General features: G+C 69.1%; 28 protein-coding genes. 2 read left to right on the top strand and 26 right to left on the bottom strand.

All coding sequences use genetic code 11. The annotated features are described in order from the left end of the window. The 25 genes from rplF to FHP06_RS12010 all read right to left on the bottom strand — a co-directional run bounded on the left by rplF (window position 1) and on the right by FHP06_RS12010 (window position 18850). Entirely contained in the window at window positions 1-543 is a 543-nt protein-coding gene (gene rplF / locus FHP06_RS12130) for a 50S ribosomal protein L6 (RefSeq protein WP_147687039.1), read from the bottom strand. A 20-nt stretch (window positions 544-563) separates the two neighbouring features. Further along, window positions 564-971 carry a 30S ribosomal protein S8 gene (gene rpsH / locus FHP06_RS12125; protein WP_147687038.1) on the bottom strand — a complete coding sequence of 136 codons (408 nt, stop codon included), beginning with the start codon at window positions 969-971 and terminating at the stop codon, window positions 564-566. Window positions 972-1038: 67 nt separating this feature from the next. Then, a complete protein-coding gene (locus tag FHP06_RS12120) occupies window positions 1039-1224 on the bottom strand; it encodes a type Z 30S ribosomal protein S14 (protein WP_147687037.1) in 186 nt (61 codons plus the stop codon). A 1-nt stretch (window position 1225) separates the two neighbouring features. Next, window positions 1226-1786 (bottom strand): 50S ribosomal protein L5, encoded by a 561-nt coding sequence (rplE, locus tag FHP06_RS12115; RefSeq protein ID WP_147687036.1) that lies wholly within the window; start codon window positions 1784-1786, stop codon window positions 1226-1228. A gap of 1 nt (window position 1787) precedes the next feature. Continuing rightward, a complete protein-coding gene (gene rplX / locus FHP06_RS12110) occupies window positions 1788-2162 on the bottom strand; it encodes a 50S ribosomal protein L24 (RefSeq protein ID WP_147687035.1) in 375 nt (124 codons plus the stop codon). 1 nt (window position 2163) lies between these two features. Next, complete coding sequence (gene rplN / locus FHP06_RS12105) at window positions 2164-2532, bottom strand: 50S ribosomal protein L14 (RefSeq protein ID WP_007078626.1); 369 nt, start codon at window positions 2530-2532, stop codon at window positions 2164-2166. Window positions 2533-2542: 10 nt separating this feature from the next. Continuing rightward, entirely contained in the window at window positions 2543-2830 is a 288-nt protein-coding gene (gene rpsQ / locus FHP06_RS12100; RefSeq protein WP_147687034.1) for a 30S ribosomal protein S17, read from the bottom strand. Between the two features lie 2 nt (window positions 2831-2832). Next, a complete protein-coding gene (gene rpmC, locus FHP06_RS12095; RefSeq protein ID WP_147687033.1) occupies window positions 2833-3051 on the bottom strand; it encodes a 50S ribosomal protein L29 in 219 nt (72 codons plus the stop codon). Then, window positions 3051-3470 carry a 50S ribosomal protein L16 gene (gene rplP, locus FHP06_RS12090; protein ID WP_147687032.1) on the bottom strand — a complete coding sequence of 140 codons (420 nt, stop codon included), beginning with the start codon at window positions 3468-3470 and terminating at the stop codon, window positions 3051-3053. The genes rpmC and rplP overlap by 1 nt, the downstream gene beginning before the upstream one ends. Continuing rightward, window positions 3470-4273, bottom strand: coding sequence for a 30S ribosomal protein S3 (rpsC, locus tag FHP06_RS12085; RefSeq protein ID WP_147687031.1), 804 nt, complete (start codon window positions 4271-4273; stop codon window positions 3470-3472). Before rpsC ends, rplP begins: the two co-directional genes overlap by 1 nt. A 3-nt stretch (window positions 4274-4276) precedes the next feature. Next, window positions 4277-4684 (bottom strand): 50S ribosomal protein L22, encoded by a 408-nt coding sequence (gene rplV, locus FHP06_RS12080; protein ID WP_147687030.1) that lies wholly within the window; start codon window positions 4682-4684, stop codon window positions 4277-4279. Next, window positions 4681-4962 carry a 30S ribosomal protein S19 gene (rpsS, locus tag FHP06_RS12075; RefSeq protein WP_147687029.1) on the bottom strand — a complete coding sequence of 94 codons (282 nt, stop codon included), beginning with the start codon at window positions 4960-4962 and terminating at the stop codon, window positions 4681-4683. Before rpsS ends, rplV begins: the two co-directional genes overlap by 4 nt. Window positions 4963-4976: 14 nt before the next feature. Next, window positions 4977-5804 (bottom strand): 50S ribosomal protein L2, encoded by an 828-nt coding sequence (gene rplB, locus FHP06_RS12070; RefSeq protein WP_147687028.1) that lies wholly within the window; start codon window positions 5802-5804, stop codon window positions 4977-4979. Between the two features lie 13 nt (window positions 5805-5817). Then, the gene (gene rplW, locus FHP06_RS12065) at window positions 5818-6120 is read right to left on the bottom strand and encodes a 50S ribosomal protein L23 (RefSeq protein ID WP_147687027.1); all 303 of its coding nucleotides are present in this window, start codon (window positions 6118-6120) and stop codon (window positions 5818-5820) included. Then, window positions 6117-7043, bottom strand: a complete 927-nt coding sequence (gene rplD / locus FHP06_RS16355; RefSeq protein ID WP_147687026.1) for a 50S ribosomal protein L4 — start codon at window positions 7041-7043, stop codon at window positions 6117-6119. Before rplD ends, rplW begins: the two co-directional genes overlap by 4 nt. 2 nt (window positions 7044-7045) lie before the next feature. Beyond that, on the bottom strand, window positions 7046-7699 hold the full coding sequence (gene rplC / locus FHP06_RS12055) for a 50S ribosomal protein L3 (RefSeq protein ID WP_147687025.1): 654 nt from the start codon (window positions 7697-7699) through the stop codon (window positions 7046-7048). Window positions 7700-7712: 13 nt separating this feature from the next. Next, window positions 7713-8021, bottom strand: coding sequence for a 30S ribosomal protein S10 (rpsJ, locus tag FHP06_RS12050; protein ID WP_007078637.1), 309 nt, complete (start codon window positions 8019-8021; stop codon window positions 7713-7715). Between the two features lie 307 nt (window positions 8022-8328). Further along, window positions 8329-8973 (bottom strand): hypothetical protein, encoded by a 645-nt coding sequence (locus FHP06_RS12045; protein WP_147687024.1) that lies wholly within the window; start codon window positions 8971-8973, stop codon window positions 8329-8331. A 46-nt stretch (window positions 8974-9019) separates the two neighbouring features. Then, on the bottom strand, window positions 9020-9931 hold the full coding sequence (locus FHP06_RS12040; RefSeq protein ID WP_147687023.1) for a cation diffusion facilitator family transporter: 912 nt from the start codon (window positions 9929-9931) through the stop codon (window positions 9020-9022). 246 nt (window positions 9932-10177) lie between these two features. After that, window positions 10178-11371 (bottom strand): elongation factor Tu, encoded by a 1194-nt coding sequence (gene tuf, locus FHP06_RS12035; protein ID WP_147687022.1) that lies wholly within the window; start codon window positions 11369-11371, stop codon window positions 10178-10180. Window positions 11372-11460: 89 nt separating this feature from the next. Beyond that, the gene (gene fusA, locus FHP06_RS12030) at window positions 11461-13572 is read right to left on the bottom strand and encodes an elongation factor G (RefSeq protein ID WP_147687021.1); all 2112 of its coding nucleotides are present in this window, start codon (window positions 13570-13572) and stop codon (window positions 11461-11463) included. A gap of 39 nt (window positions 13573-13611) precedes the next feature. Continuing rightward, window positions 13612-14082: a 30S ribosomal protein S7 gene (gene rpsG / locus FHP06_RS12025; RefSeq protein WP_147687020.1), complete on the bottom strand. Its 471-nt coding sequence runs from the start codon at window positions 14080-14082 to the stop codon at window positions 13612-13614. Then, window positions 14082-14453 (bottom strand): 30S ribosomal protein S12, encoded by a 372-nt coding sequence (gene rpsL / locus FHP06_RS12020; protein ID WP_147687091.1) that lies wholly within the window; start codon window positions 14451-14453, stop codon window positions 14082-14084. The genes rpsG and rpsL overlap by 1 nt, the downstream gene beginning before the upstream one ends. A 255-nt stretch (window positions 14454-14708) precedes the next feature. Then, on the bottom strand, window positions 14709-17555 hold the full coding sequence (locus FHP06_RS12015) for an FAD-binding and (Fe-S)-binding domain-containing protein (RefSeq protein ID WP_230973498.1): 2847 nt from the start codon (window positions 17553-17555) through the stop codon (window positions 14709-14711). Further along, the gene (locus tag FHP06_RS12010; protein WP_147687018.1) at window positions 17552-18850 is read right to left on the bottom strand and encodes a hydroxyacid-oxoacid transhydrogenase; all 1299 of its coding nucleotides are present in this window, start codon (window positions 18848-18850) and stop codon (window positions 17552-17554) included. Before FHP06_RS12010 ends, FHP06_RS12015 begins: the two co-directional genes overlap by 4 nt. Before the next feature lie 96 nt (window positions 18851-18946). Between FHP06_RS12010 and FHP06_RS12005 the strand changes: the two genes are divergently transcribed. Further along, complete coding sequence (locus tag FHP06_RS12005; RefSeq protein WP_147687017.1) at window positions 18947-20083, top strand: hypothetical protein; 1137 nt, start codon at window positions 18947-18949, stop codon at window positions 20081-20083. On the opposite strand, the gene FHP06_RS12000 is transcribed toward FHP06_RS12005, so the two are convergent. Next, the gene (locus FHP06_RS12000) at window positions 20056-20547 is read right to left on the bottom strand and encodes an NUDIX domain-containing protein (protein WP_187271914.1); all 492 of its coding nucleotides are present in this window, start codon (window positions 20545-20547) and stop codon (window positions 20056-20058) included. The genes FHP06_RS12005 and FHP06_RS12000 overlap by 28 nt on opposite strands. A gap of 17 nt (window positions 20548-20564) precedes the next feature. On the opposite strand from FHP06_RS12000, the gene FHP06_RS11995 reads away from it, so the two are divergent. Continuing rightward, the gene (locus FHP06_RS11995) at window positions 20565-21650 is read left to right on the top strand and encodes an acyltransferase family protein (RefSeq protein WP_147687015.1); all 1086 of its coding nucleotides are present in this window, start codon (window positions 20565-20567) and stop codon (window positions 21648-21650) included. Window positions 21651-21820 lie beyond the last annotated feature (170 nt).

Here is a 21820-nt window from a genome sequence, read left to right as displayed (position 1 = left end):
TCACTTACCAGCCTTTCCGGCCTTGCGCAGCACGCGCTCGCCGGCGTAGCGCACGCCCTTGCCCTTGTACGGCTCGGGCTTGCGGATCTTGCGGATGTTCGCGGCGACCTCGCCGACGAGCTGCTTGTCGATGCCGTGCACCGAGAACTTCACCGGGGACTCCACCTGGAAGGTGATGCCCTCGGGAGCCTCGAACGGCACGGGGTGGCTGAAGCCGAGCTGCAGCTCCAGCGCCGCGGGGCCCTTGGAGAGCACGCGGTAGCCGACGCCGACGATCTCGAGCTTCTTCTCGTAGCCCTCGGTCACGCCGACCACCATGTTGTTGATCAGCGTGCGGGAGAGGCCGTGCAGCGCCTTGCTCCTGCGCTCGTCGTCGGGACGGGCGACCTCGAGGGTGCCGTCATCGCCCTTGGCGACGGTGATGGGCTCGGCCACGCGGTGCGCGAGCTCGCCCTTGGGGCCCTTGACGCGCACGTCCTGGCCTTCGATGGTGACCTCGACGCCCATGGGAACGGCGACGGGCATCTTGCCGATTCGCGACATGTGTCTCGTCCTTTCCGTTCTCACCAGACGTAGGCGAGAACTTCTCCGCCTACGCCCTTGTTGTTGGCCTGTCGATCGGTGAGGAGGCCCTGGCTCGTGGAGATGATCGCCACGCCGAGGCCGCCGAGCACCTTGGGCAGGTGGGTCGACTTCGCGTACACGCGCAGACCGGGCTTGCTGATGCGCCGGATGCCGGCGATCGAGCGCTCGCGGTGCGGGCCGTACTTGAGGGTGATGGTGAGCGTCTTGCCCACCTCGCCCTCGGCCGGCTCGGCCACCGAGAACCCGGTGATGTAGCCCTCCTGCTGCAGGATCTCGGCCACGCCGGCCTTCAGCTTGGAGTAGGGCATGCTCACGGAGTCGTGGTACGCCTGGTTGCCGTTGCGGACACGCGTCAGCATGTCGGCGATCGGGTCGGTCATCGTCATGGTGTGTTGTTTCCTTCTCGCTGTGGTTTCCCGCAGTGCTGGGGGACCTTCAGCGGTGGTGGGGTGGTTACCAGCTGCTCTTGGTGATGCCGGGGAGCTCGCCGCGGTGCGCCATCTCGCGAAGGCAGATGCGGCAGAGGCCGAACTTCTTGTACACGGAGCGCGGACGGCCGCAGCGCTGGCAGCGCGTGTAGCCGCGGACCGCGAACTTGGGCTTGCGGGCCGCCTTGTTCCTGAGTCCGGTCTTCGCCATGTCAGTTCTCCTTGAACGGGAAGCCGAGCTGCTTGAGCAGCGCGCGTCCCTCGTCGTCGTTCGTGGCCGAGGTGACGACCGTGATGTCCATGCCCCGCGAGCGATCGACCTGGTCCTGGTTGATCTCGTGGAACATGACCTGCTCGGTCAGGCCGAACGTGTAGTTGCCGCGGCCGTCGAACTGGCGCGGGCTGAGCCCACGGAAGTCGCGGATGCGGGGCAGGGCCAGCGTGAGCAGGCGGTCCAGGAACTCCCACATGCGGTCGCCGCGCAGCGTGACGTGCGCGCCGATCGGCATGCCCTCACGCAGCTTGAACTGCGCGATGGACTTGCGGGCCTTGGTGACCTGCGGCTTCTGGCCGGTGATCGCGGTGAGGTCGCGCAGGGCGCCCTCGATCAGCTTGCCGTCACGGGCCGCCTCGCCGACGCCCATGTTGACCACGATCTTGGTCAGGCCGGGCACCTGCATGACGTTGGCGTAGCTGAACTCCTCGCGCAGCGCCGGGAGGATCTCCTCGCGGTAGCGCGTCTTGAGGCGCGGGGCCTCGATGGTGTCTGCCATCTCAGATCTCCTTTCCGGTCTTGCTGGCGATGCGCACGCTGCGCTGCGCCGTGTACGTGGAGCCGTCGGGACGGCTCTTGGTGACCTCGTCACGGCGGTAGCCGACGCGGGAGGTGGTCTTGCCACCGTCGCCGTCGACGACCAGCATCACGTTCGAGATGTGGATCGGGGCCTCGCTGGTGATGATGCCGCCGGTGCTCGAGCCACCGGTCTGGCCGGCGCGGGTGTGCCGCTTGACGCGGTTCACGCCCTCGACGACGACGCGGTCGACGTCGGTGAGGACCTCGATGACCTTGCCCTCGACGCCCTTGTCGTTGCCGGCGATCACCTTGACGTGATCACCCTTCTTGATCGATACGGACTTCGCCTTCGCCATGTCAGAGCACCTCCGGGGCGAGCGAGATGATGCGCATGAACTTCTTGTCGCGCAGCTCGCGGCCTACGGGGCCGAAGATGCGGGTTCCGCGCGGGTCGCCGTCGGCCTTGAGGATGACGGCGGCGTTCTCGTCGAACTTGATGTACGAGCCGTCCGGACGACGACGCTCCTTGACGGTGCGCACGACGACCGCCTTGACGACCTCGCCCTTCTTGACGTTGCCGCCCGGGATCGCGTCCTTGACGGTGGCGACGATGGTGTCGCCGATGCCCGCGTAACGACGACCGGAGCCACCGAGCACCCGGATGCAGAGGATCTCCTTCGCACCGGTGTTGTCGGCGACCTTGAGTCGCGACTCCTGCTGAATCATCGCCGATCTCCTACTTGGCCTTCTCGAGGATCTCGACGACGCGCCAGCGCTTGGTCGCCGACAGCGGCCGGGTCTCCATCAGGAGCACCCGGTCGCCGACGCCGGCCTCGTTGGCCTCGTCGTGAGCCTTGAGCTTGATGTTGCGGCGGAGCACCTTGCCGTACAGGTGGTGCTTCACGTGGTCCTCGACGTTCACGACGACGGTCTTGTCCATCTTGTCGCTCACGACGAGGCCCTCGCGCACCTTGCGTGCGGTCCGTCCTTCGGTCACTGCGTTGTCCTTCGTGTTCTCAGCCATGGTCAGACCGCCTCGATGATCCCGAGCTCGCGCTCGCGGATGACGGTGTAGATGCGGGCGATCTCGCGACGCACGGTCTTGAGTCGCGCGGTGTTGTCGAGCTGGCCGGTGGCGTTCTGGAAGCGCAGGTTGAACAGCTCCTCCTTGGCCTCCTTCAGCTTCTCCTCGAGCGTCTCGGCGTCGAGGGCCCGCAGCTCGGCGGCGGTGGTGTCGTTCGCCATCAGAGCTCACCTGTCTCTCGGGTGATGAAGCGTGCCTTCAGCGGCAGCTTGTGGATCGCGCGGCGCATGGCCTCGCGAGCGGTGGTCTCGTCGACGCCGGACAGCTCGAACATGACGCGGCCGGGCTTGACGTTGGCGACCCACCACTCGGGCGAGCCCTTGCCGGAACCCATGCGGGTCTCGGCCGGCTTCTTGGTGAGCGGACGGTCCGGGTAGATGTTGATCCAGACCTTGCCGCCACGCTTGATGTGACGCGTCATGGCGATACGAGCGGACTCGATCTGCCGGTTGGTGACGTACGAGCCCTCGAGCGCCTGGATGCCGAAGTCGCCGAAGGCGAGCTCGGTGCCGCCCTTGGCCATGCCACGGCGCGTGGGGTGGTGCTGCTTGCGGTACTTGACCCGTCGGGGCATCAACATCAGGACTGCCCTCCCTCGCTGCTCGGAGCGGCGGCTGCCGGAGCAGCCGCTGCCTCGGCCGGCGCGGCCTGCTCGGCCTGGGCCGGACCGCCCTCGCGGCCCGGACGACGTCCGCGCTGCGGACGGCGGCCCGGGGCGGCGGCACGCTTGGCGGCCTCGGCCTCGCGCTCGGCACGGGTGCCGGCGACCTCGCCCTTGTAGATCCAGACCTTCACGCCGATGCGGCCGAAGGTCGTGCGGGCCTCGTAGAACCCGTAGTCGACGTCCGCGCGGAGCGTGTGCAGGGGCACGCGGCCCTCGCGGTAGAACTCCGAGCGGCTCATCTCGGCGCCACCGAGGCGGCCCGAGCACTGGATGCGGATGCCCTTGGCGCCGCTGCGCATCGTGGTCTGCATCGCCTTGCGCATGGCGCGGCGGAACTGCACACGACCGGACAGCTGCTCGGCCACGCCCTGCGCGACGAGCTGGGCGTCGAGCTCCGGAGCCTTGACCTCGAGGATGTTCAGCTGCACCTGCTTGCCGGTGAGCTTCTCCAGGTCGCCGCGGATGCGGTCGGCCTCGGCGCCACGGCGGCCGATGACGATGCCCGGGCGCGCGGTGTGGATGTCGACGCGGACGCGGTCGCGTGTGCGCTCGATCTCCACGCGGCTGATGCCGGCGCGGTCCATGCCCTTGGTGAGCATCTTGCGGATCTTGACGTCCTCACCGACGTAGCTGGAGTACAGCTTGTCGGCGTACCAGCGGCTCTTGTGGTCGGTGGAGATGCCGAGTCGGAACCCGTGCGGGTTGATCTTCTGGCCCACGGCTCAGGCTCCCTTCTGGTTGTTCGGCGTCACGACGACGGTCAGGTGGCTGCTGCGCTTGAGGATGCGGTTGGCCGCACCCTTGGCGCGCGGGCGCCAGCGCTTCATGGTCGGGCCCTCGTCGACGTGCACGGTGCTGATGACGAGGGTCTCGCGGTTGAGGTTCTCGGTGCTCTCGGCGTTCGCGGCGGCGGACTCGACGAGCTTGTAGAAGTTCTCGGCCACGGCCTGCGGCGCGAACTTCAGCATCGCCAGGGCCTCCTCGACCTCCATGCCGCGGATGAGGTCGCCGATGCGGCGGGCCTTCTGCGGCGTGACGCGCACGAAGCGGGCCACGGCGAACGCGCCAGGCTGATCGCCCAGCAGACGCTCGCGCCGCGCGCTGACGTTCTCGCGGGTTGCTGCGCTCATCGCCTCTTCGCCTTTCGGTCGTCCTTCTCGTGACCACGGAAGGTGCGGGTCGGGGCGAACTCGCCCAGCTTGTGACCCACCATCGCGTCGGTGATGAAGACCGGGACGTGCTTGCGGCCGTCGTGCACGGCGATCGTGTGCCCGATGAAGGACGGCAGGATCATCGAGCGACGCGACCAGGTCTTGATCACGGTGTGCGTGCCGGCCTCGTTCTGGGCGTCCACCTTCTTGGCGAGGTGGTCGTCCACGAACGGACCCTTCTTCAAACTGCGTGGCATTCGTCAGGCCTTCCTCAGCGTCCGGACTTGCGACGGCGGACGATCATCTGGTCACTGGGCTTGCTCTTGCGGGTGCGGCCCTCGGGCTTGCCCCACGGCGAGACCGGGTGGCGACCACCGGAGGTCTTGCCCTCGCCACCGCCGTGCGGGTGGTCGATCGGGTTCATGGCGACGCCGCGGACGGTCGGGCGCTTGCCCTTCCAGCGGTTGCGGCCGGCCTTGCCCCAGTTGATGTTGGACTGCTCGGCGTTGCCGACCTCGCCGATGCTGGCGCGGCAGCGGACGTCGACGTAGCGCATCTCGCCGGACGGCAGACGCAGCTGCGCGCGGCTGCCCTCCTTGGCGACGAGCTGGACGCGAGCGCCGGCGGAGCGGCCCATCTTCGCGCCGCCGCCGGGGCGGAGCTCGATGCAGTGGATCACGGTGCCCACGGGGATGTTGCGCAGCGGCAGGTTGTTGCCGGGCTTGATGTCGGCGCCGACACCGGCCTCGACCGTCATGCCCTGCTTCAGGCCCTCGGGGCAGATGATGTAGCGCTTCTCACCGTCGGCGTAGTGCAGCAGCGCGATGCGCGCGGTGCGGTTGGGGTCGTACTCGATGTGCGCGACCTTCGCGGGCACGCCGTCCTTGTCGTGGCGACGGAAGTCGATGACGCGGTAGGCGCGCTTGTGACCGCCACCCTGGTGACGCGTGGTGATCCGGCCCTGGTTGTTGCGACCGCCCTTCTTGGGCAGCGGCTCGACCAGGGACTTCTCCGGCGTCGACCGGGTGACCTCGGCGAAGTCGGCGACACTCGAGCCACGACGGCCCGGGGTGGTCGGCTTGTACTTGCGGATTGCCATGTCTGCTCAGTCCTCAGCTCGGGCTCGAGAAGATGTCGATGCTCTGTCCGGCGGCGACGCTGACGATCGCGCGCTTGACGTCCTTGCGCTTGCCGACGCCGTTGCGGGTGCGACGCACCTTGCCCTTGCGGTTCATCGTGTTCACCGCGGTGACCTTGACGCCGAAGATCTTCTCCACGGCGATCTTGATCTCGGTCTTGTTGGCGTCGGGGTGCACCACGAACGTGTACTTGTTGTCGTCGAGCAGGCCGTAGCTCTTCTCGCTCACGACCGGGGCGATCAGCACGTCGCGGTGATCCTTGTGGAGGGTGCTCACGCGTCGTCACCTTCCTTCTTCGTGGCCTTCTTGGCGGGGGCCTTCTTGGCGGCCGGCGCCTTCTTGGCTGCGGTCTTCTTCGCCGGGGCCTTCTTGGCGGCCGTCTTCTTGGCGGCGGTCTTCTTGGCCGGAGCCTCGTCCGCAGCCTTCTTGGCCGGGGCCTTCTTGGCGGTCGTCTTCTTGGCCGGGGCCTCGGTCTCGGCCTTCGCCTCGTCGGCGGCCGGGGCAGCCTTCTTGGCCGGAGCCTTCTTGGCCGGTGCCTTCTTGGCAGGCGCCGGGTCGGCGTCGACGGCGGCCTTGCTCAGCTTGAGCGTGGCCACGCCCTCGGCGGACCGGGCGGCCACGAACGCGTCGTAGGCGGCCTTGGTGAAGACGAGATCGTCGCTCTTCAGGACGTCGTACGTGTTGAGCTGGTCGAACGGCAGCAGGACCAGGTCCTGGACGTTCCGCAGGCTCTTGACCGTCAGCGTGTCGCTGGAGTCGACGACGACGAGGACGCGCGGGCGGCTGGTGAGCTCGCGCACCGCGGCGACGGCGGCCTTGGTGGACGGGGTGTCACCGCTGACGAGCGACTCGACGACGTGCACGCGACCGCTGCGCGCCCGGTCGGAGAGGGCACCGCGGAGGGCGGCGGCCTTCATCTTCTTGGGCGTGCGCTGGTCGTACGAGCGCGGCGTGGGGCCGTGGACGATGCCGCCGCCGGCGTACTGCGGCGCACGGATCGAGCCCTGGCGGGCGCGGCCGGTGCCCTTCTGGCGGTACGGCTTCTTGCCGCCGCCGCGGACCTCGCCGCGGGACTTCACGTCGTGCGTGCCCTGGCGCGCCGCGGCGAGCTGGGCCGTGACGACCTGGTGGATCAGCGGGATGTTGACCTGCACGTCGAAGATGTCGACGGGCAGATCGACGTCAAGCGTCTTCGCCATGTTCATGCACCCTTCGCAGCGGAACGGATGACCACGAGGCCGCCCTTCGGACCCGGAACGGCACCCTTCACGAGGATGACGCCCTTGTCCGTGTCGACGGCGTGGACGGTGAGGTTCTGGGTGGTCACGGTGTCGGTACCCATGTGACCGGCCATGCGCAGACCCTTGAAGACGCGGCCCGGGGTGGCGCAGCCACCGATCGAGCCCGGCTTGCGGTGGTTGCGGTGGGCGCCGTGCGAGGCGCTGACGCCGGCGAAGCCGTGACGCTTCATGACGCCGGCGAAGCCCTTGCCCTTGCTGGTGGCGGTGACGTCGACCAGGTCGCCGGCGGCGAAGATCTCCGGGGAGATCTCCTGGCCCAGCGTGTAGTCGGCGACGGCCTCGGTGCGGATCTCGACGACGTGGCGGCGCGGCGTGACGCCGGCCTTCGCGAAGTGTCCGGCGGCCGGCTTGTTGACCTTGCGGCCGTCGATCTCGCCGAAGCCGAGCTGGACGGCGCTGTAGCCGTCGGTCTCGCGCGTGCGGATCTGCGTGACGACGTTGGTGTCGGCGGCGACGACCGTGACCGGGACGATCTGGTTGTCGGCGTCCCACACCTGGGTCATGCCCAGCTTGCGACCGAGGAGGCCGCGCGACGTGACGTGCGTGCTAGTCATGCTCGGTCCCCTCTCAGAGCTTGATCTCGATGTCGACACCGGCCGGCAGGTCGAGTCGCATGAGCGAGTCGACGGTCTTCGGCGTGGGGTCGATGATGTCGATGAGCCGCTTGTGGGTGCGCATCTCGAAGTGCTCGCGGCTGTCCTTGTACTTGTGCGGCGACCGGATGACGCAGAAGACGTTCTTCTCGGTCGGGAGCGGCACGGGGCCGGCGACCTTGGCGCCGGTCCGGGTGACGGTGTCGACGATCTTGCGCGCCGAGGTGTCGATGACCTCGTGGTCATAGGCCTTGAGCCGGATACGGATCTTCTGTCCCGCCATGCTCTTTCGTCCTTCTCTTGGTCTGCATTCGGTTGCCCCAACGGGGATGCTCCCCGCCGACCCCCGAGGTCGGGCGTGTCGCGGACATGACCGCGCACGTCGACGTCACACTTCTCGAGTTGGGTGGTTGGACCGGGGCTCCCAGGGGGCTCCGCCGATCAGGCCCGACGCACGTGACGCTCTCTCTGATCCGGTCGTGAGTACCGGGGAGAACGCCCCAGCGACCAGGCCGGAGCAACCGCACTAGTCTGACAGACGCCCGCGGTGAAAGACAAATCGGGGTGGGCCTCGATTTCGGCCTGGCAGGTCAGTCCACCATGCGCCAGGCGCACCACGCCAGCGCGACGGACCCGGCGGCCATGGGAAGGCTCGTCACGAGGCCCACCACACCGTTGCCGGGCACCAGGAACGTGAGCACGGAGAACAGCAGCGCGAGCGGCACCCACACCCGCACGACCCGGGCCCTGAACAGCCCCACGACCTGCAAGACCGTGCCGACCACGACCGTCAGTGCTCCCGCGACCAGGACGCCGTACAGGTGCCCCTGGTCGTCCGCCGCGGCGCTGAACACCGCCTCGCCGGCCGACCGCGGCACGGACGGGTCGGTCGGGAAGTAGTACGCACCGGCAAGGAACGCGGCGCCCGCGGCCTGCAGCGCGATGCCGACCCACATCAGGGCCGCTCCCCACGTGGCCCAGGCGGCGCCCCGAGCCCGCACCAGCAGCACCGTGACCAGGGCCTGCGCAGGCACGTTGACCGCCGCCACCACGGCGATGGCCAGGAGCACGGCGAACCAGGTCTGGCGGATCGGCTCGACGTCGGAGAACGCGTAGCTCTCCTCGCCGGTGGACGTGTCCGGCCACAGGACTCCGCCGGGCACCGTGGCGATCGCGGTGACCGCGAGGACGACGGCGAGGAGACGGACCCGGACGACGGTGCTGGCATCGGTCATGACGCCATGGCACCGTCCGGCCGTTACGGGAACGTCCCGGATCGCGTCAGTGGTGGATGTGTGGCTCGCTGTCGACGTGCCCGGCGGGCTCGATCTGGAACGTGGAGTGCTCGACGTCGAAGTGGTCGGACAGGCAGGCGGACAGCTGGTCGAGCACCTCGTGGGCCTGGCCCATCCGGGTGACCGAGTCGTCGACCACGACGTGGGCGCTCATCACCGGCATCCCCGACGTGATGGTCCAGACGTGCAGGTCGTGGACGTCCACGACGCCCGTGCAGCCGAGGAGGTGGCTGCGCAGCTCGTCGAGGTCGACGTCGCGGGGCGTGCCCTCCAGGAGCACCTCGGCGACCTCCCGGAGCAGCGAGATCGCCCGCGGGACGATCATCGCGGCGATCAGCAACGAAGCCACGGCGTCGGCGGCGTCCCATCCCGTGGTAAGGACCACCACGGCGGACGCGATGACGGCGACGGACCCCAGCGCGTCGCCGAGGACCTCCAGGTACGCGCCGCGGACGTTGAGGCTCTCCTGCGCGCCGTCACGCAGCACCAGCAGGGCGACGACGTTGGCCACGAGGCCCACGCCGGCTGCGATCAGCACCGGGACGGCGTCGATCTCCGGACCGTCGCCGAATCGGCGCACGGCGGACACGACGACCCACGCCGCCAGGCCGACCAGCACGAGACCGTTCAAGCCCGCCGCGAGCACCTCGGTGCGGTGATACCCGAAGGTGCGGCGGGAACCGGGCCGCCCCATCTGGGCGACGGTGACGGCCGCCAGGGCCATGACGATGCCGGCCGAGTCGCCGAGCACGTGACCAGCGTCGGCCAGCAGGGCGAGGCTGTCGGTGAGCCAGGCCGCGATCGCCTCGACCACCAGCACCGTCAGCGACAGCGCGAGCGCGACGATCAGGCGTCCGCGGTGCCGGACGCCGCTGCCGTGCGCGTGGTCGTGCCCCATACCTCGAGGCTAGTCCGCATCTGATCGGTTCGTCGTGGCGCCCGGTTGTCGGTTTACCAGGTTCAGTAGGCAATTCGACGTCGTCTCCCGACGTCACAAGGCAACCTCACACATCACCGGGCAGATCTGCCGTGTGATGTGTCAGCTTGCCTACTGAACCTGGTAAACCATCCACCCCACGGCGACTGGCATGCACGAGGCCCCCGGACCGATGGTCCGGGGGCCTCGCTGTCAGCGAGCGTCAGCTCACTTGTTGATCTTCGTCACGCGACCAGCGCCGACGGTGCGGCCGCCCTCGCGGATGGCGAAGCGCAGGCCCTCCTCCATGGCGATCGGCTGGATCAGCTGAACGCTCATCTCGGTGTTGTCGCCCGGCATGACCATCTCGGTGCCCTCGGGCAGCGTGACGACGCCGGTGACGTCCGTGGTGCGGAAGTAGAACTGCGGACGGTAGTTGTTGAAGAACGGCGTGTGACGGCCACCCTCGTCCTTGGACAGGATGTAGACCTGGCCCTCGAACTCGGTGTGCGGGGTCGTCGAGCCGGGGGCGATGACGACCATGCCGCGCTCCACGTCCTCGCGCTTGGTGCCGCGGAGGAGCAGACCCACGTTCTCGCCGGCCTGGCCCTCGTCGAGGAGCTTGCGGAACATCTCGATGCCCGTGACCGTGGTGGTCTGCTTCTCCTCGCGGATGCCGACGATGTCGACGGTCTCGTTGACCTTGACGACACCGCGCTCGATGCGGCCGGTGATGACGGTGCCACGACCGGTGATCGTGAAGACGTCCTCGACCGGCATGAGGAACGGCTTGTCCGTCTCACGCGGGGGCAGCGGGATGTACTCGTCGACCGCGGCCATGAGCTCGAGGATCGACTCGCCCCACTTGGCGTCGCCCTGGAGGGCGGGGTGCGCCGCGACCTTCACGACGGGGACGTTGTCGCCGTCGAACTCCTGCTCGTTGAGCAGCTCGCGGACCTCGAGCTCGACGAGCTCCAGGATCTCCTCGTCGTCGACCATGTCGCACTTGTTGAGCGCCACGACCATGGCCGGCACGCCGACCTGGCGGGCGAGCAGCACGTGCTCACGCGTCTGCGGCATCGGGCCGTCGGTGGCGGCGACCACGAGGATCGCACCGTCCATCTGAGCCGCGCCGGTGATCATGTTCTTGACGTAGTCGGCGTGGCCGGGGCAGTCGACGTGGGCGTAGTGACGGTTCTCCGTCTGGTACTCCACGTGCGCGATCGAGATCGTGATGCCGCGCTGCTTCTCCTCGGGCGCCTTGTCGATCTGGTCGAAGGCGTAGTCCTCGTTCAGATCGGGGTACTTGTCGTGCAGCACCTTGGTGATCGCCGCGGTCAAGGTGGTCTTGCCGTGGTCGATGTGACCGATGGTGCCGATGTTCATGTGCGGCTTGGTCCGCTCGAACTTCGCCTTAGCCACTGGGGCTCCTTCTGATTAGTGATTGTCGTGAAAAAACGCCGTCGGGTCCGTGGAGAACCTCAGGCCACCTTATAGGGATGGTCCCGTTGCTACTCGCCGCGGGCCTTCTTGATGATCTCCTCCGCGACGGCCTTGGGAACCTCGGCGTAAGAGTCGAACTGCATCGAGTATGACGCACGGCCCGAGGTCTTCGACCTCAGGTCGCCGACGTACCCGAACATCTCGGACAGCGGCACCAGAGCCTTGATCAGCTTGGCGCCTCCGTAGCCCTCGTCCATCGACTGGACCTGGCCACGGCGCGAGTTGAGGTCGCCGATCACGTCGCCCATGTAGTCCTCGGGCGTGGTGACCTCGACGGCGAACATCGGCTCCAGCAGGGCCGGGTCGGCCTTGCGCGCAGCCTCCTTGAACGCCATCGATCCGGCGAGCTTGAACGCGAGCTCGGAGGAGTCGACGTCGTGGTACGCGCCGTCCTCGAGGGTGACCTTGACGTCGACCATCGGGTAGCCGGCGAGGACGCCGAACTCCATGGCCTCCTGCGCACCGGCGTCGACCGAGGGGATGTACTCCTTCGGGACGCGGCCACCGGTGACCTCGTTGACAAACTCGTAGCCGCCCTCGCCACCGAACTGCACGCCCGTGGGGGCGATGCCGATGATGACCTTCGCGAACTGGCCGGAGCCACCGGTCTGCTTCTTGTGCGTGTAGCTGTGGCCCGTGACCTCGCGCTTGATGGTCTCGCGGTACGCGACCTGCGGCTTGCCGACGTTGGCCTCGACCTTGAACTCCCGCTTCATGCGGTCGACCAGGATGTCGAGGTGCAGCTCGCCCATGCCGGCGATGATCGTCTGACCGGTCTCCTCGTCGGTGTGGACCTGGAACGTCGGGTCCTCCTCGGCGAGGCGCTGGATCGCGGTGCCCAGCTTCTCCTGGTCGCTCTTGGTCTTGGGCTCGATGGCGACCTGGATGACCGGAGCCGGGAACGTCATGGACTCCAGGACGATCGGCTTGTTCGAGTCGGCCAGGGTCTCACCGGTGGTGGTGTCCTTCAGGCCCATGACGGCGACGATCTGGCCGGCGCCGACCGACGCGATCTCCTCACGCTTGTTCGCGTGCATCTGGTAGATCTTGCCGATCCGCTCCTTGCGGCCCTTCGTGACGTTGAGGACCATCGTGCCGGCCTCGAGACGACCGGAGTACACGCGGACGAACGTCAGCTTGCCCAGGTGCGGGTCGGCCGCGATCTTGAACGCCAGGCCGGCGAACGGCGCGTCCTCGGAGGGCTCGCGGAAGTCGTCCTGGCTCTCGTCCTTGGCGTCGTGGCCCTTGACCGCGCCGACGTCGATCGGCGAGGGCAGGAAGTCGATGACGGCGTCGAGCAGGGGCTGGACGCCCTTGTTCTTGAACGCGGTGCCGCAGAGCACCGGGTTGAGCGACGCGGACAGCGTGGCGCGGCGGATGCCGGCCTTGAGGTCCTCGACGGAGATGTCGCCGCCCTCGAGGTACAGCTCGGCGATCTCGTCGTCGGCGTCGGCCAGCGTCTCGAGCAGGGCCTCGCGGGCCTCGGCCGCGGCGTCGGCGAGCTCGGCCGGGATCTCCTCGACCTCGTAGTCCTCGCCGATCGCGGTCTCGCCGCGCCAGACGAGGGCGCGCATGCCGACCAGGTCGACGACGCCGATGAAGTCGGCCTCGGCGCCGATCGGGAGCTGCAGGACCAGCGGGGTGGCGCCGAGACGCTCACGGATGGTCTTCACGCAGAAGTCGAACGAGGCGCCGGTGCGATCGAGCTTGTTGATGAAGCACATGCGCGGGACGCCGTACTTGTCGGCCTGGCGCCAGACGGTCTCGGACTGGGGCTCGACGCCGGCCACGCCGTCGAAGACGGCGACGGCGCCGTCGAGGACGCGCAGCGAGCGCTCGACCTCGACGGTGAAGTCGACGTGACCGGGGGTGTCGATGATGTTGATCTGGTGGTTCTTCCACCAGCAGGTCGTCGCGGCGGACGTGATGGTGATGCCGCGCTCCTGCTCCTGCTCCATCCAGTCCATCGTGGCGCCGCCCTCGTGGACCTCACCGATCTTGTAGTTGATGCCGGTGTAGAAGAGGATGCGCTCGGTCGTGGTCGTCTTGCCGGCATCGATGTGCGCCATGATGCCGATGTTGCGAACACGGGTGAGGTCAGTGGTGATGTCGGTTGCCACGGTGAGCTACCAGTTCCTTACGTCGAAAGTGGTGCTGGATTACCAGCGGTAGTGGGCGAAGGCGCGGTTGGCCTCGGCCATCTTGTGGGTGTCCTCGCGCTTCTTGACGCTGCCGCCGAGACCGTTGGAGGCGTCGAGCAGCTCGTTCATCAGGCGCTCGGACATGGTCTTCTCGCGGCGCTCGCCGGAGTACTTGACGAGCCAGCGGAGGGCCAGCGTGGTCTGTCGCGTGGGACGGACCTCGATCGGCACCTGGTACGTGGCGCCACCGACGCGACGGCTCTTGACCTCGAGGCTGGGCTTGACGTTGTCGAGCGCGCGCTTGAGGGTGACGACGGGATCGGTGCCGGTCTTCTCGCGGGTGCCTTCGAGCGCGTTGTAGACGATGCGCTGAGCGGTCTGCTTCTTGCCGTCGACGAGGATCTTGTTGATCAGCTGCGTCACGAGCTGGCTGGAGTACACCGGATCGGTCTCGATGGACCGCTTCGGGGCGGGACCCTTGCGAGGCATTACTTCTCCTTCTTCGCGCCGTACTTGCTGCGCCCCTGCTTGCGGCCCTTCACGCCCTGCGTGTCGAGGGAGCCGCGAACGATCTTGTAACGCACACCCGGGAGGTCCTTCACTCGGCCACCGCGCACGAGCACGATGGAGTGCTCCTGCAGGTTGTGCCCCTCACCGGGGATGTAGGCCGAGACCTCGGTACCGCTGGAGAGCTTCACACGGGCAACCTTGCGCAGCGCGGAGTTCGGCTTCTTCGGCGTCGTCGTGTACACGCGGGTGCACACGCCACGGCGCTGAGGCGAACCCTTGAGGGCGGGCGTGCTGGTCTTGACCACCTTGGTCTGGCGGCCCTTGCGGACCAGCTGGTTGATCGTGGGCACTACACAACTTCTTTCGTTGTCCTGGACGGGCGGGGATGCGTTGCTGACGTACTGGGCGACGATCACCGCCGCCTCTGGAATCAGGGGGCACGACCGTCGGCCTGACAAACATCAGGCACAGCGCTCAAGACTACCGAATCGAGGCGGGAGATTCCAAACCGAGGTGCCTCCGGTGGTCGAGTGCCTGCGAGCGCCAGCGAGCAGGTGTATCGAGACCACCGACCGTGGTCTCGATATGCCGCTCGTTCCTCGCGGCTACTCGACCACCGGGGGGTGGGCCAGGAGCTGTGCGAGGTGGACGGCCTGCACGTGGGCGAGGTCGTCGAGCTGGGTGCGGCAGGAGAAGCCGTCGGCCAGGATCACCGCGTCGGGCCCGGCGGCGCGCACGGCGGGGAGGAGCTGGGTCTCCGCGACGGCCACGGAGACCTCGTAGTGGCCCTTCTCGACGCCGAAGTTGCCGGCCAGGCCGCAGCAGCCGCCGAGCCGCGTGACGGTCGCGCCGCCGCGCTCGAGGACGGCGAGATCGGCCTCGAAGCCCATCACCGACGCCTGGTGGCAGTGCGGCTGCACCACGACCTCGGTGCCCGACAGGTCGGGCGGGGTCCAGCCGTCGGTCCGCGCGAGCAGCTCGGCCAGCGTGAAGACGCCGGTCGCGACCTCCGCGGCACGCGGGTCGTCGACCAGCTCGACCGCGTCGGAGCGCAGCACCGAGAGGCAGGACGGCTCGAGCCCGACGACGGGCACGCCCGCCGCGACGTACGGGTGGAGCTGTGCGACGGCCTTCGCGACGAGCTCGCGGGCGGCGTCGAGCTGACCCGTGGTGATCCAGGTGAGCCCGCAGCACTGCGGCCGCTCGAGCGTCTCGACCTGGTAGCCGGCGTCCTCGAGGACCTTCACCGCCGCGACGCCGCTCGCCGTCGAGAAGTACTCGGTGAACGAGTCGGCCCAGAGGAGGACTCGTGGCCCCGTCCTGTCGACGGGCTCGAGGACCGTGGTCGAAAGCCTCCAGAAGCGCCTGGTGGCGAAGGTGGGGAGGCTGCGGCGCTGGTCGACGCCGGCCACCCAGCGGGCGACGTGCTGGAGGCCCCAGACGCGCAGCGAGAGGTTCACCAGGCGGGCGACCGGGGAGACGAGGCGGGCCCAGAACGGCAGACGGCCGAGGACGTAGTGGCTGCGCGGGCGACGACGGCCTTGGTACGTCTGGTGCAGCACCTCGGACTTGTACGTGGCCATGTCGACGCCCGTGGGGCAGTCGCCGAGGCAGCCCTTGCAGGACAGGCACAGGTCGAGCGCCTCGTGAACCTCCGGCGCCGCGAACCCGCCCGTGACCAGGCGGCCGTCCCCATCAGCCGTCCACGGCCCGGCACCCCCGCCGGCGACCATCTCCTGCAGCACCCGGGCGCGGCCGCGGGTGGAGTCCTTCTCGTTGCGGGTGGCCTGGTACGAGGGGCACATCACGCCGCCGGACGTCTGGTTGGCCGCCAGGCATTTGCCGACACCGGTGCAGCGGTGGACCGCGCGGCCGAGGTCGCCGCCGTCGTGCAGGAGCCGCAGCCCGCCGCGCCGCTCGAGACGGCCGACGGACGACTCCGGACCGCGGAGGTCGGCGTCGACCGGTGCCGGGTCGACGAGGACGCCGGGGTTGAGCAGGTTGCGCGGGTCGAAGACGCGCTTGACCTGGGCGAACAGCGCGATCGCCTCAGGCGAGTACATGCGCGGCAGCAGCTCGGAGCGGGCACGTCCGTCGCCGTGCTCCCCCGAGAGCGAGCCGCCGTGGCCGGCGACGAGGTCGGCGGCGTCGAACAGGAACCGCCGGAAGACGCCGTGCCCGTCCGGCTCGTCGAGCGGGAAGTCGATGCGCACGTGCACGCAGCCGTCACCGAAGTGGCCGTAGGGGACGCCGTCGAGCCCGTACTGGCGCAGCAGGCCGTCGAACTTCCGCAGGTACGTGCCGAGCCGCTCCGGCGGCACCGCGGCGTCCTCCCAGCCGGACAGCGCCTTGCCGGGCAACGTGCGCGTGGCCAGGCCGGCGCCCTCCTCGCGGATGCGCCACAGGACAGCCTGCTCGGCGGCGGACTCGACGAGCCGCGCGTCGACGGCGGAGGTGGCGGCGCGCGCCTTCATGACCCGCTCGGCGACGTCGTCGGCGTCGTCGCCGGCGATCTCCAGGAACAACCAGCCCTGTCCGGACGGCAGCGGCGGCACGGCCTTGCCGGCGGCACGGACGACGTCGACGATGCGCGAGTCGAGCCCCTCGCAGGCGGTGGGACCCAGGGGCAGGAGCGCGGGGACGTCGTCGGCGGCCTCGAACATCGACGGGTAGCCGAGGACGAGCAGCTGGCGGTGCAGCGGGTCCTGGACGAGCCGGACGGTCGCCCGGGTCATGGTGACGAGCGTGCCCTCCGTGCCGGCCATGAACGTCGAGACGTCGAAGCCGTGCTCCGGCAGCAGGTGCTCCAGCGAGTAGCCGGACACCTGGCGCCCGAACCGGCCGAGCTCGGTGCGGACGGTCTCCAGGCCCGAGCCGACGACGCGCTGGAGGTCGTCGAGGGTCGCGGACTCCACCGGCCCGGTGCCCAGGCTCAGCCGCTCCCCCGCCATGGTGACGACGTCGAGCGCGGCCACGTTGTCGGCGGTGCGGCCGTAGCCGAGCGCGCGCGAGCCGCAGGCGTTGTTGCCGATCATCCCGCCGATCGTGCAGCGCGTGTGCGTGGACGGGTCCGGGCCGAACCGCAGGCCGAGCGGCGTGACGACCCGCTGCAGGGCGGCGTGGACGACGCCCGGATCCACGACCGCGGTGCGTGCGTCCACGTCGACGTCGTGCACCCCATTCAGGTGCTTGGAGAAGTCGAGGACGATCCCGGTGCCCACGGCGTTGCCGGCGATGGACGTGCCGGCTCCGCGCGAGGTGAGCGGCACGCCGGTCTCCGCGGCCGCGTCGACCACCGCGAGCACCTCGTCGACGTCGCGCGGCCGGACCACGACCTGCGGCACGACGCGGTAGAGCGACGCGTCGCTGCTGTACAGGGCCCGCGTCAGCGACGAGTCGTCCACGTCTGCGACGCCACGCTTCCGCAGCGCGCTGACGACCTCGCGGCTCACCAAAGCTCGATCGACTCGGTGAGGATCCCGGCGACGTCGTCCTCGGTGACCTCCCGCGGCGCCGTGGCGAGCAGGCGTTGCTGCTTCATCGTGCCCTCCACCAGGGCGTCGACGTCGGAGGAGCCGTAGCCGATCTCGGCGAGCCCGGACGGGATGCCGACGTCGCGCATGATCCCGGTGAGGACGTCGGGCAGGAACTGCGACGCGTCGTCGGGGCGGTCGGCGTCGGGCGCGAGGAGCTGGGCCGCCCGGACGTGCCGGTCGGGCGCGGCGTCGAACGTGAAGCCGAAGGCCGCCGGCGCCGTGAGCGAGACGGCCATCCCGTGCGGCACCATCGCGTGGTCGGCGTCGTAGCCGTCGGGCCGGAAGTCGCGGACCTGACCGGCGATCGGGTAGGCGTTCGCGTGCGGGATGTGCACACCGGCGTTGCCGAAGCCGAGGCCGGCGAACGTGGCTGCCATGGCCACCTGGATGCGCGCCTCGAGGTCCGAGCCGCGCTGGACGGCCGTGCGGAAGGCGCCGGCCATCAAGGTCAGCGCCTGCTCGGACCACAGGTCCGAGATCGGGTTGGAGCCGCAGTACGGGACGCGCTCGCCCGCCGCCTTGTGCTCGTACGACGTGAACGGCCGCGCCGTGTAGCTCTCCAGGGCGTGGCACAGGATGTCGAGGCCGGCGGCCGCGGTGACGCCGGCCGGCTGCGTGACCGTGAGCTCGGGATCGACGACGGCGAGCGTCGGGCGCAGCCGGGGGTGCGAGATGCCGGTCTTCACCTGCTGGCTGACGACGTCGAGCACGCAGATCGTGGTGCTCTCGCTGCCCGTGCCGGTGGTGGTGGGGACAGCGACCAGCGGCAGGAGCGGGTTGGTGGGCGCCTGAGCGCGGCCGACCGGCGCGTTGACGTAGTCCATGAGGTCGCCGTCGTTGGTGACCAGCAGGTTGACCGCCTTCGCGGTGTCGATGCTGCTGCCCCCGCCCACCGCGACGATCGCGTCGAACGGTCCCTCCGAGCGGGCGAACTCGATTGCCTCGACCATGCTGCCGTCCGTGGGCTCGACGCGGGCTCGGTCGAAGACGACCGACTCGACGCCGTCGGCCCGCATGGCGTCCGCGATCTCCTGCGGCGTGCCCGTGGCGGCCACGCCGGGATCGGTGACGACGAGCACGCGGCGGGCGCCCAGCTCCCGGACGTCGTGCCCGAGCTCGTGCCGTGCGCCGACCCCGAACTTGAGTCCGGGAGCACCATAGGTGAAGACGCTCTCGGGTCGGTCGGGCCGGAACCCGGTCGGGCCTGTCACGGGGTTCTCCTCAGGATGGAAGAATGACGACGACGTGATGCCGAGAATACGACCCCGACGCGGGTCGACCGGCACCACCTACGCGGAAGGGAACAGATGAGGAAACGAGCCGCCGTGGTCGTGGCTGCGCTCACGGTGCTCGTCGGACTCACCGCGTGCGACTCCGACGGCGACCAGCCGCCGCTCAGCTCGTCGTCGATCAGTCCCACCCCGACGCCGGCCGACGTCTCCGAGCACGAGTCCGGACCGGACAGCCCCATTGCGTACGGCCTGCAGGTCCCGCGCGGCGCCACACAGCTGGGGCCGCTCGTCCGCTACCGCAGCGCCGCCCTGATCGCCGCCTACCAGCCGGAGCTCGACGCCGCGCTCGCCCAGAAGGAGGCGGAGGACCAGCGCAAGCGTGCGGAGGCCGAGGCCCAGGGCACCCCGCTGCCGTCGCCCACCCCCACGCCCACGAACGGGAGCCGGCCGGGCGACGACACGTTCAAGCCGATCGAGAACCCGCCCAAGCCGGACACCACGGTCTCCCTCATGCGGATCGACGGGTCGCCCACCGAGGTGCTGCGCCGGATGGTCGCGCAGATCGCCACCGTGCTCCCGGACGCGCACCTGGTGCTCGACGACCTCGACGAGTACTGCAAGGCCAAGGACCGTCGCATCCAGCACTGCGACGTCAGCGCCGAGGGCGAGACCAAGAACAAGCGCCAGCTGCGGATCACCCTCTCGGTCGACCCGGGTGACGTCGTCACGCGCACGTCGCCACCGTCGGCCCACGAGAACCCGATCATGGTGCTGAAGGTCGCCTACATCGGCGACCCGCGCCGCGGCCAGGTCGACCGCCAGAAGGACGGCGACGTCGACGTGCCGCAGAACGCCCCGGGCAAGGACACCTCCGACTTCATCTGGCCGAAGATGGACGTCGACTCCCCGCCCACCACGAGCCTGCTGAACGGCTGGAAGGCCCCGCTCGGCGCGTCGATCCTGCTCAGCGGCTACCGGCCGCGGTTCGTCGCGCTCGCCACGGAGACCGCCGTGCAGGCCGACCAGATCGCGTCGGACTTCGTCTCGACCGTCGGCACCCCCACGAAGGACGTCGTCGAGGACCTGAACGAGGTCAGCACCACCTACACGGCCGAGCGCAAGAACGGCGAGCGGGCCACCGCCACCTACGTCCTGTCGGCGCGAGGCAACTACGCGATGCTCTTCTACGACCCGCCGGCCAAGAAGAAGTGATCCAGGTTCTCGAGCACGTGCTCGACCACCGGTAGCAGCCGGCCCGGCGCCTTGTCCGGTGCTCGCGGCGGCAGCTCGTCGAGCGGCACCCAGCGCGCGAGGTCCGTGGTGCCGTCCGTCTCGGTCACGCGGGGCTCTCCCCCGGGCTCGATCTCGACGGCGTAGAGCAGGTGCACGCCGTGGTAGTCCTCGTACATGTCGCCACGGCCGACCTCCACGACGTGCACGTGGTGGACGTCGACCAGCCGCTGGCTCGCGACCCGGAGCCCGGTCTCCTCGTACAGCTCGCGTCCCACCGCGTCGTGCGGCGACTCACCGTGATCGACGCCGCCACCGGGCAGCGCCCACCACCCGGCCGGGTAGCCGATCGCGGAGATGCGGGTGAGCAGCAACGCGTCGTCCCGCACGACGACGGCATACGCTCCCAGGCGCTGCGTCTGCGACGGGCGGTTCTCAGGCTCCACAACTAGAGTCAACCATCATGAGCGCGCTCGAACCGCTGCCCGTCTCGACCGCTCCGGTGAAGGAGCGCGTCGCGTACCTCGACAACGCTCGCTACTGGGTGATGCTGCTCGTGGTCATCGGCCACTCGCTCACCCAGTTCACCGACATGGACTCGGCCCGCGGCGTGTACGTGTGGATCTACGCGTTCCACATGCCGTTCTTCGTCCTGATCTCCGGCTACACGGCGCGCCGCTACATGGGCGACGCCCGGCAGGTGCGGCGCATCGTCAGCACCCTCGTGGTGCCCTACCTCATCGTCGAGACGTCGATGCAGCTGATCACGCGGCACTACACCGGCGACCCGGACCCGATGATGATCCTGTCGCCGCAGTGGCTGGCCTGGTTCATGGCCGCACTGTTCGTCTGGCGCCTCACGACGCCGATCTGGCGGGCCCTGAAGTACCCGATCACGACGTCGATCATCATCTCGCTGACCGTGGGCCTGTTCGAGATCCCGAACGTGCTGGCGCTGCCGAAGATCCTCGGCTTCCTGCCGTTCTGGGTGGTCGGGCTGCACATGAACCGGCAGGTCTTCGAACGGCTCACCGAGGTGCGGGTGCGCGTGGTGTCGGCGATCGTGCTCCTGACCGCCTTCGTGATCTGCTACGTGTACTCCTCCGGCTGGACCACCGACTGGCTGCTCTGGAAGCAGCGCTACGACGAGTCCCCGCTCGGGGCCACCCCGGTAGAGGGGATCACCCAGCGCGCCGAGCTGCTCGTCGTGGGCTTCGTGCTGACGTTCGCGGCCCTCTCGCTCGTGCCGAAGAGCAAGTCGTGGACGACGGCCCTCGGCGGCCGCACGTTCTACTGCTACCTGCTGCACGGCTACGTGATCCTGATCCTCAACCTGAAGTACGACGTGTTCGAGGACCTCACCGAGTACGGCGCCGGCGCGGCCGTGCTGGTCATCCTCGGCGCCGTCGTCCTGGCCAACCTGCTGATGACGCCGATCGTCGCGAAGGTCTTCCGCCCGGTGTTCGAGCCCAGGCTGACCTGGCTGTTCCGGGAGATCCCGAAGCCCGACAAGCCTGCTGAGAAGAAGCAGGCAACAGCCGGCGTCTGACGATGTGATCTCGATACACCTGCTCGCAGAGCTCGCAGGCACTCGATCACCGAGCGAGCGCGCGCTGCCACTCGCTGGTCGAGTGCCCGGCGAGCGCCAGCGAGCCGGGTGTATCGAGACCAGAAGGCGAAGGCCCCCGCCGGGGCGGGGGCCTTCGTGTGGTGCGTGCG

Origin of the sequence: Aeromicrobium terrae, from assembly GCF_008039565.1 — a bacterium.
GTDB classification, from domain to species: domain Bacteria; phylum Actinomycetota; class Actinomycetes; order Propionibacteriales; family Nocardioidaceae; genus Aeromicrobium; species Aeromicrobium terrae.
This window is presented reverse-complemented; position numbering and strand designations above follow the sequence as displayed.

Excerpts from the sequence above, each read along its gene's own strand:
- rplV (WP_147687030.1), bottom strand. The coding sequence starts at position 4,684 with ATGAGCGCAGCAACCCGCGAGAACGTCAGCGCGCGGCGCGAGCGTCTG.
- FHP06_RS12120 (WP_147687037.1), bottom strand. The coding sequence starts at position 1,224 with ATGGCGAAGACCGGACTCAGGAACAAGGCGGCCCGCAAGCCCAAGTTC.
- rplP (WP_147687032.1), bottom strand. The coding sequence starts at position 3,470 with ATGTTGATGCCCCGACGGGTCAAGTACCGCAAGCAGCACCACCCCACG.
- rplB (WP_147687028.1), bottom strand. The coding sequence starts at position 5,804 with ATGGCAATCCGCAAGTACAAGCCGACCACCCCGGGCCGTCGTGGCTCG.
- rplC (WP_147687025.1), bottom strand. The coding sequence starts at position 7,699 with ATGACTAGCACGCACGTCACGTCGCGCGGCCTCCTCGGTCGCAAGCTG.
- rpsJ (WP_007078637.1), bottom strand. The coding sequence starts at position 8,021 with ATGGCGGGACAGAAGATCCGTATCCGGCTCAAGGCCTATGACCACGAG.
- rplE (WP_147687036.1), bottom strand. The coding sequence starts at position 1,786 with ATGGCAGACACCATCGAGGCCCCGCGCCTCAAGACGCGCTACCGCGAG.
- rpsQ (WP_147687034.1), bottom strand. The coding sequence starts at position 2,830 with ATGGCTGAGAACACGAAGGACAACGCAGTGACCGAAGGACGGACCGCA.
- FHP06_RS12005 (WP_147687017.1), top strand. The coding sequence starts at position 18,947 with ATGAGGAAACGAGCCGCCGTGGTCGTGGCTGCGCTCACGGTGCTCGTC.
- FHP06_RS12045 (WP_147687024.1), bottom strand. The coding sequence starts at position 8,973 with ATGACCGATGCCAGCACCGTCGTCCGGGTCCGTCTCCTCGCCGTCGTC.
- rplF (WP_147687039.1), bottom strand. The coding sequence starts at position 543 with ATGTCGCGAATCGGCAAGATGCCCGTCGCCGTTCCCATGGGCGTCGAG.
- rplN (WP_007078626.1), bottom strand. The coding sequence starts at position 2,532 with ATGATTCAGCAGGAGTCGCGACTCAAGGTCGCCGACAACACCGGTGCG.
- FHP06_RS12040 (WP_147687023.1), bottom strand. The coding sequence starts at position 9,931 with ATGGGGCACGACCACGCGCACGGCAGCGGCGTCCGGCACCGCGGACGC.
- rpsG (WP_147687020.1), bottom strand. The coding sequence starts at position 14,082 with ATGCCTCGCAAGGGTCCCGCCCCGAAGCGGTCCATCGAGACCGATCCG.
- rplX (WP_147687035.1), bottom strand. The coding sequence starts at position 2,162 with ATGGCGAAGGCGAAGTCCGTATCGATCAAGAAGGGTGATCACGTCAAG.
- rpsH (WP_147687038.1), bottom strand. The coding sequence starts at position 971 with ATGACGATGACCGACCCGATCGCCGACATGCTGACGCGTGTCCGCAAC.
- rpsS (WP_147687029.1), bottom strand. The coding sequence starts at position 4,962 with ATGCCACGCAGTTTGAAGAAGGGTCCGTTCGTGGACGACCACCTCGCC.
- rplD (WP_147687026.1), bottom strand. The coding sequence starts at position 7,043 with ATGGCGAAGACGCTTGACGTCGATCTGCCCGTCGACATCTTCGACGTG.
- rpmC (WP_147687033.1), bottom strand. The coding sequence starts at position 3,051 with ATGGCGAACGACACCACCGCCGCCGAGCTGCGGGCCCTCGACGCCGAG.
- FHP06_RS11995 (WP_147687015.1), top strand. The coding sequence starts at position 20,565 with ATGAGCGCGCTCGAACCGCTGCCCGTCTCGACCGCTCCGGTGAAGGAG.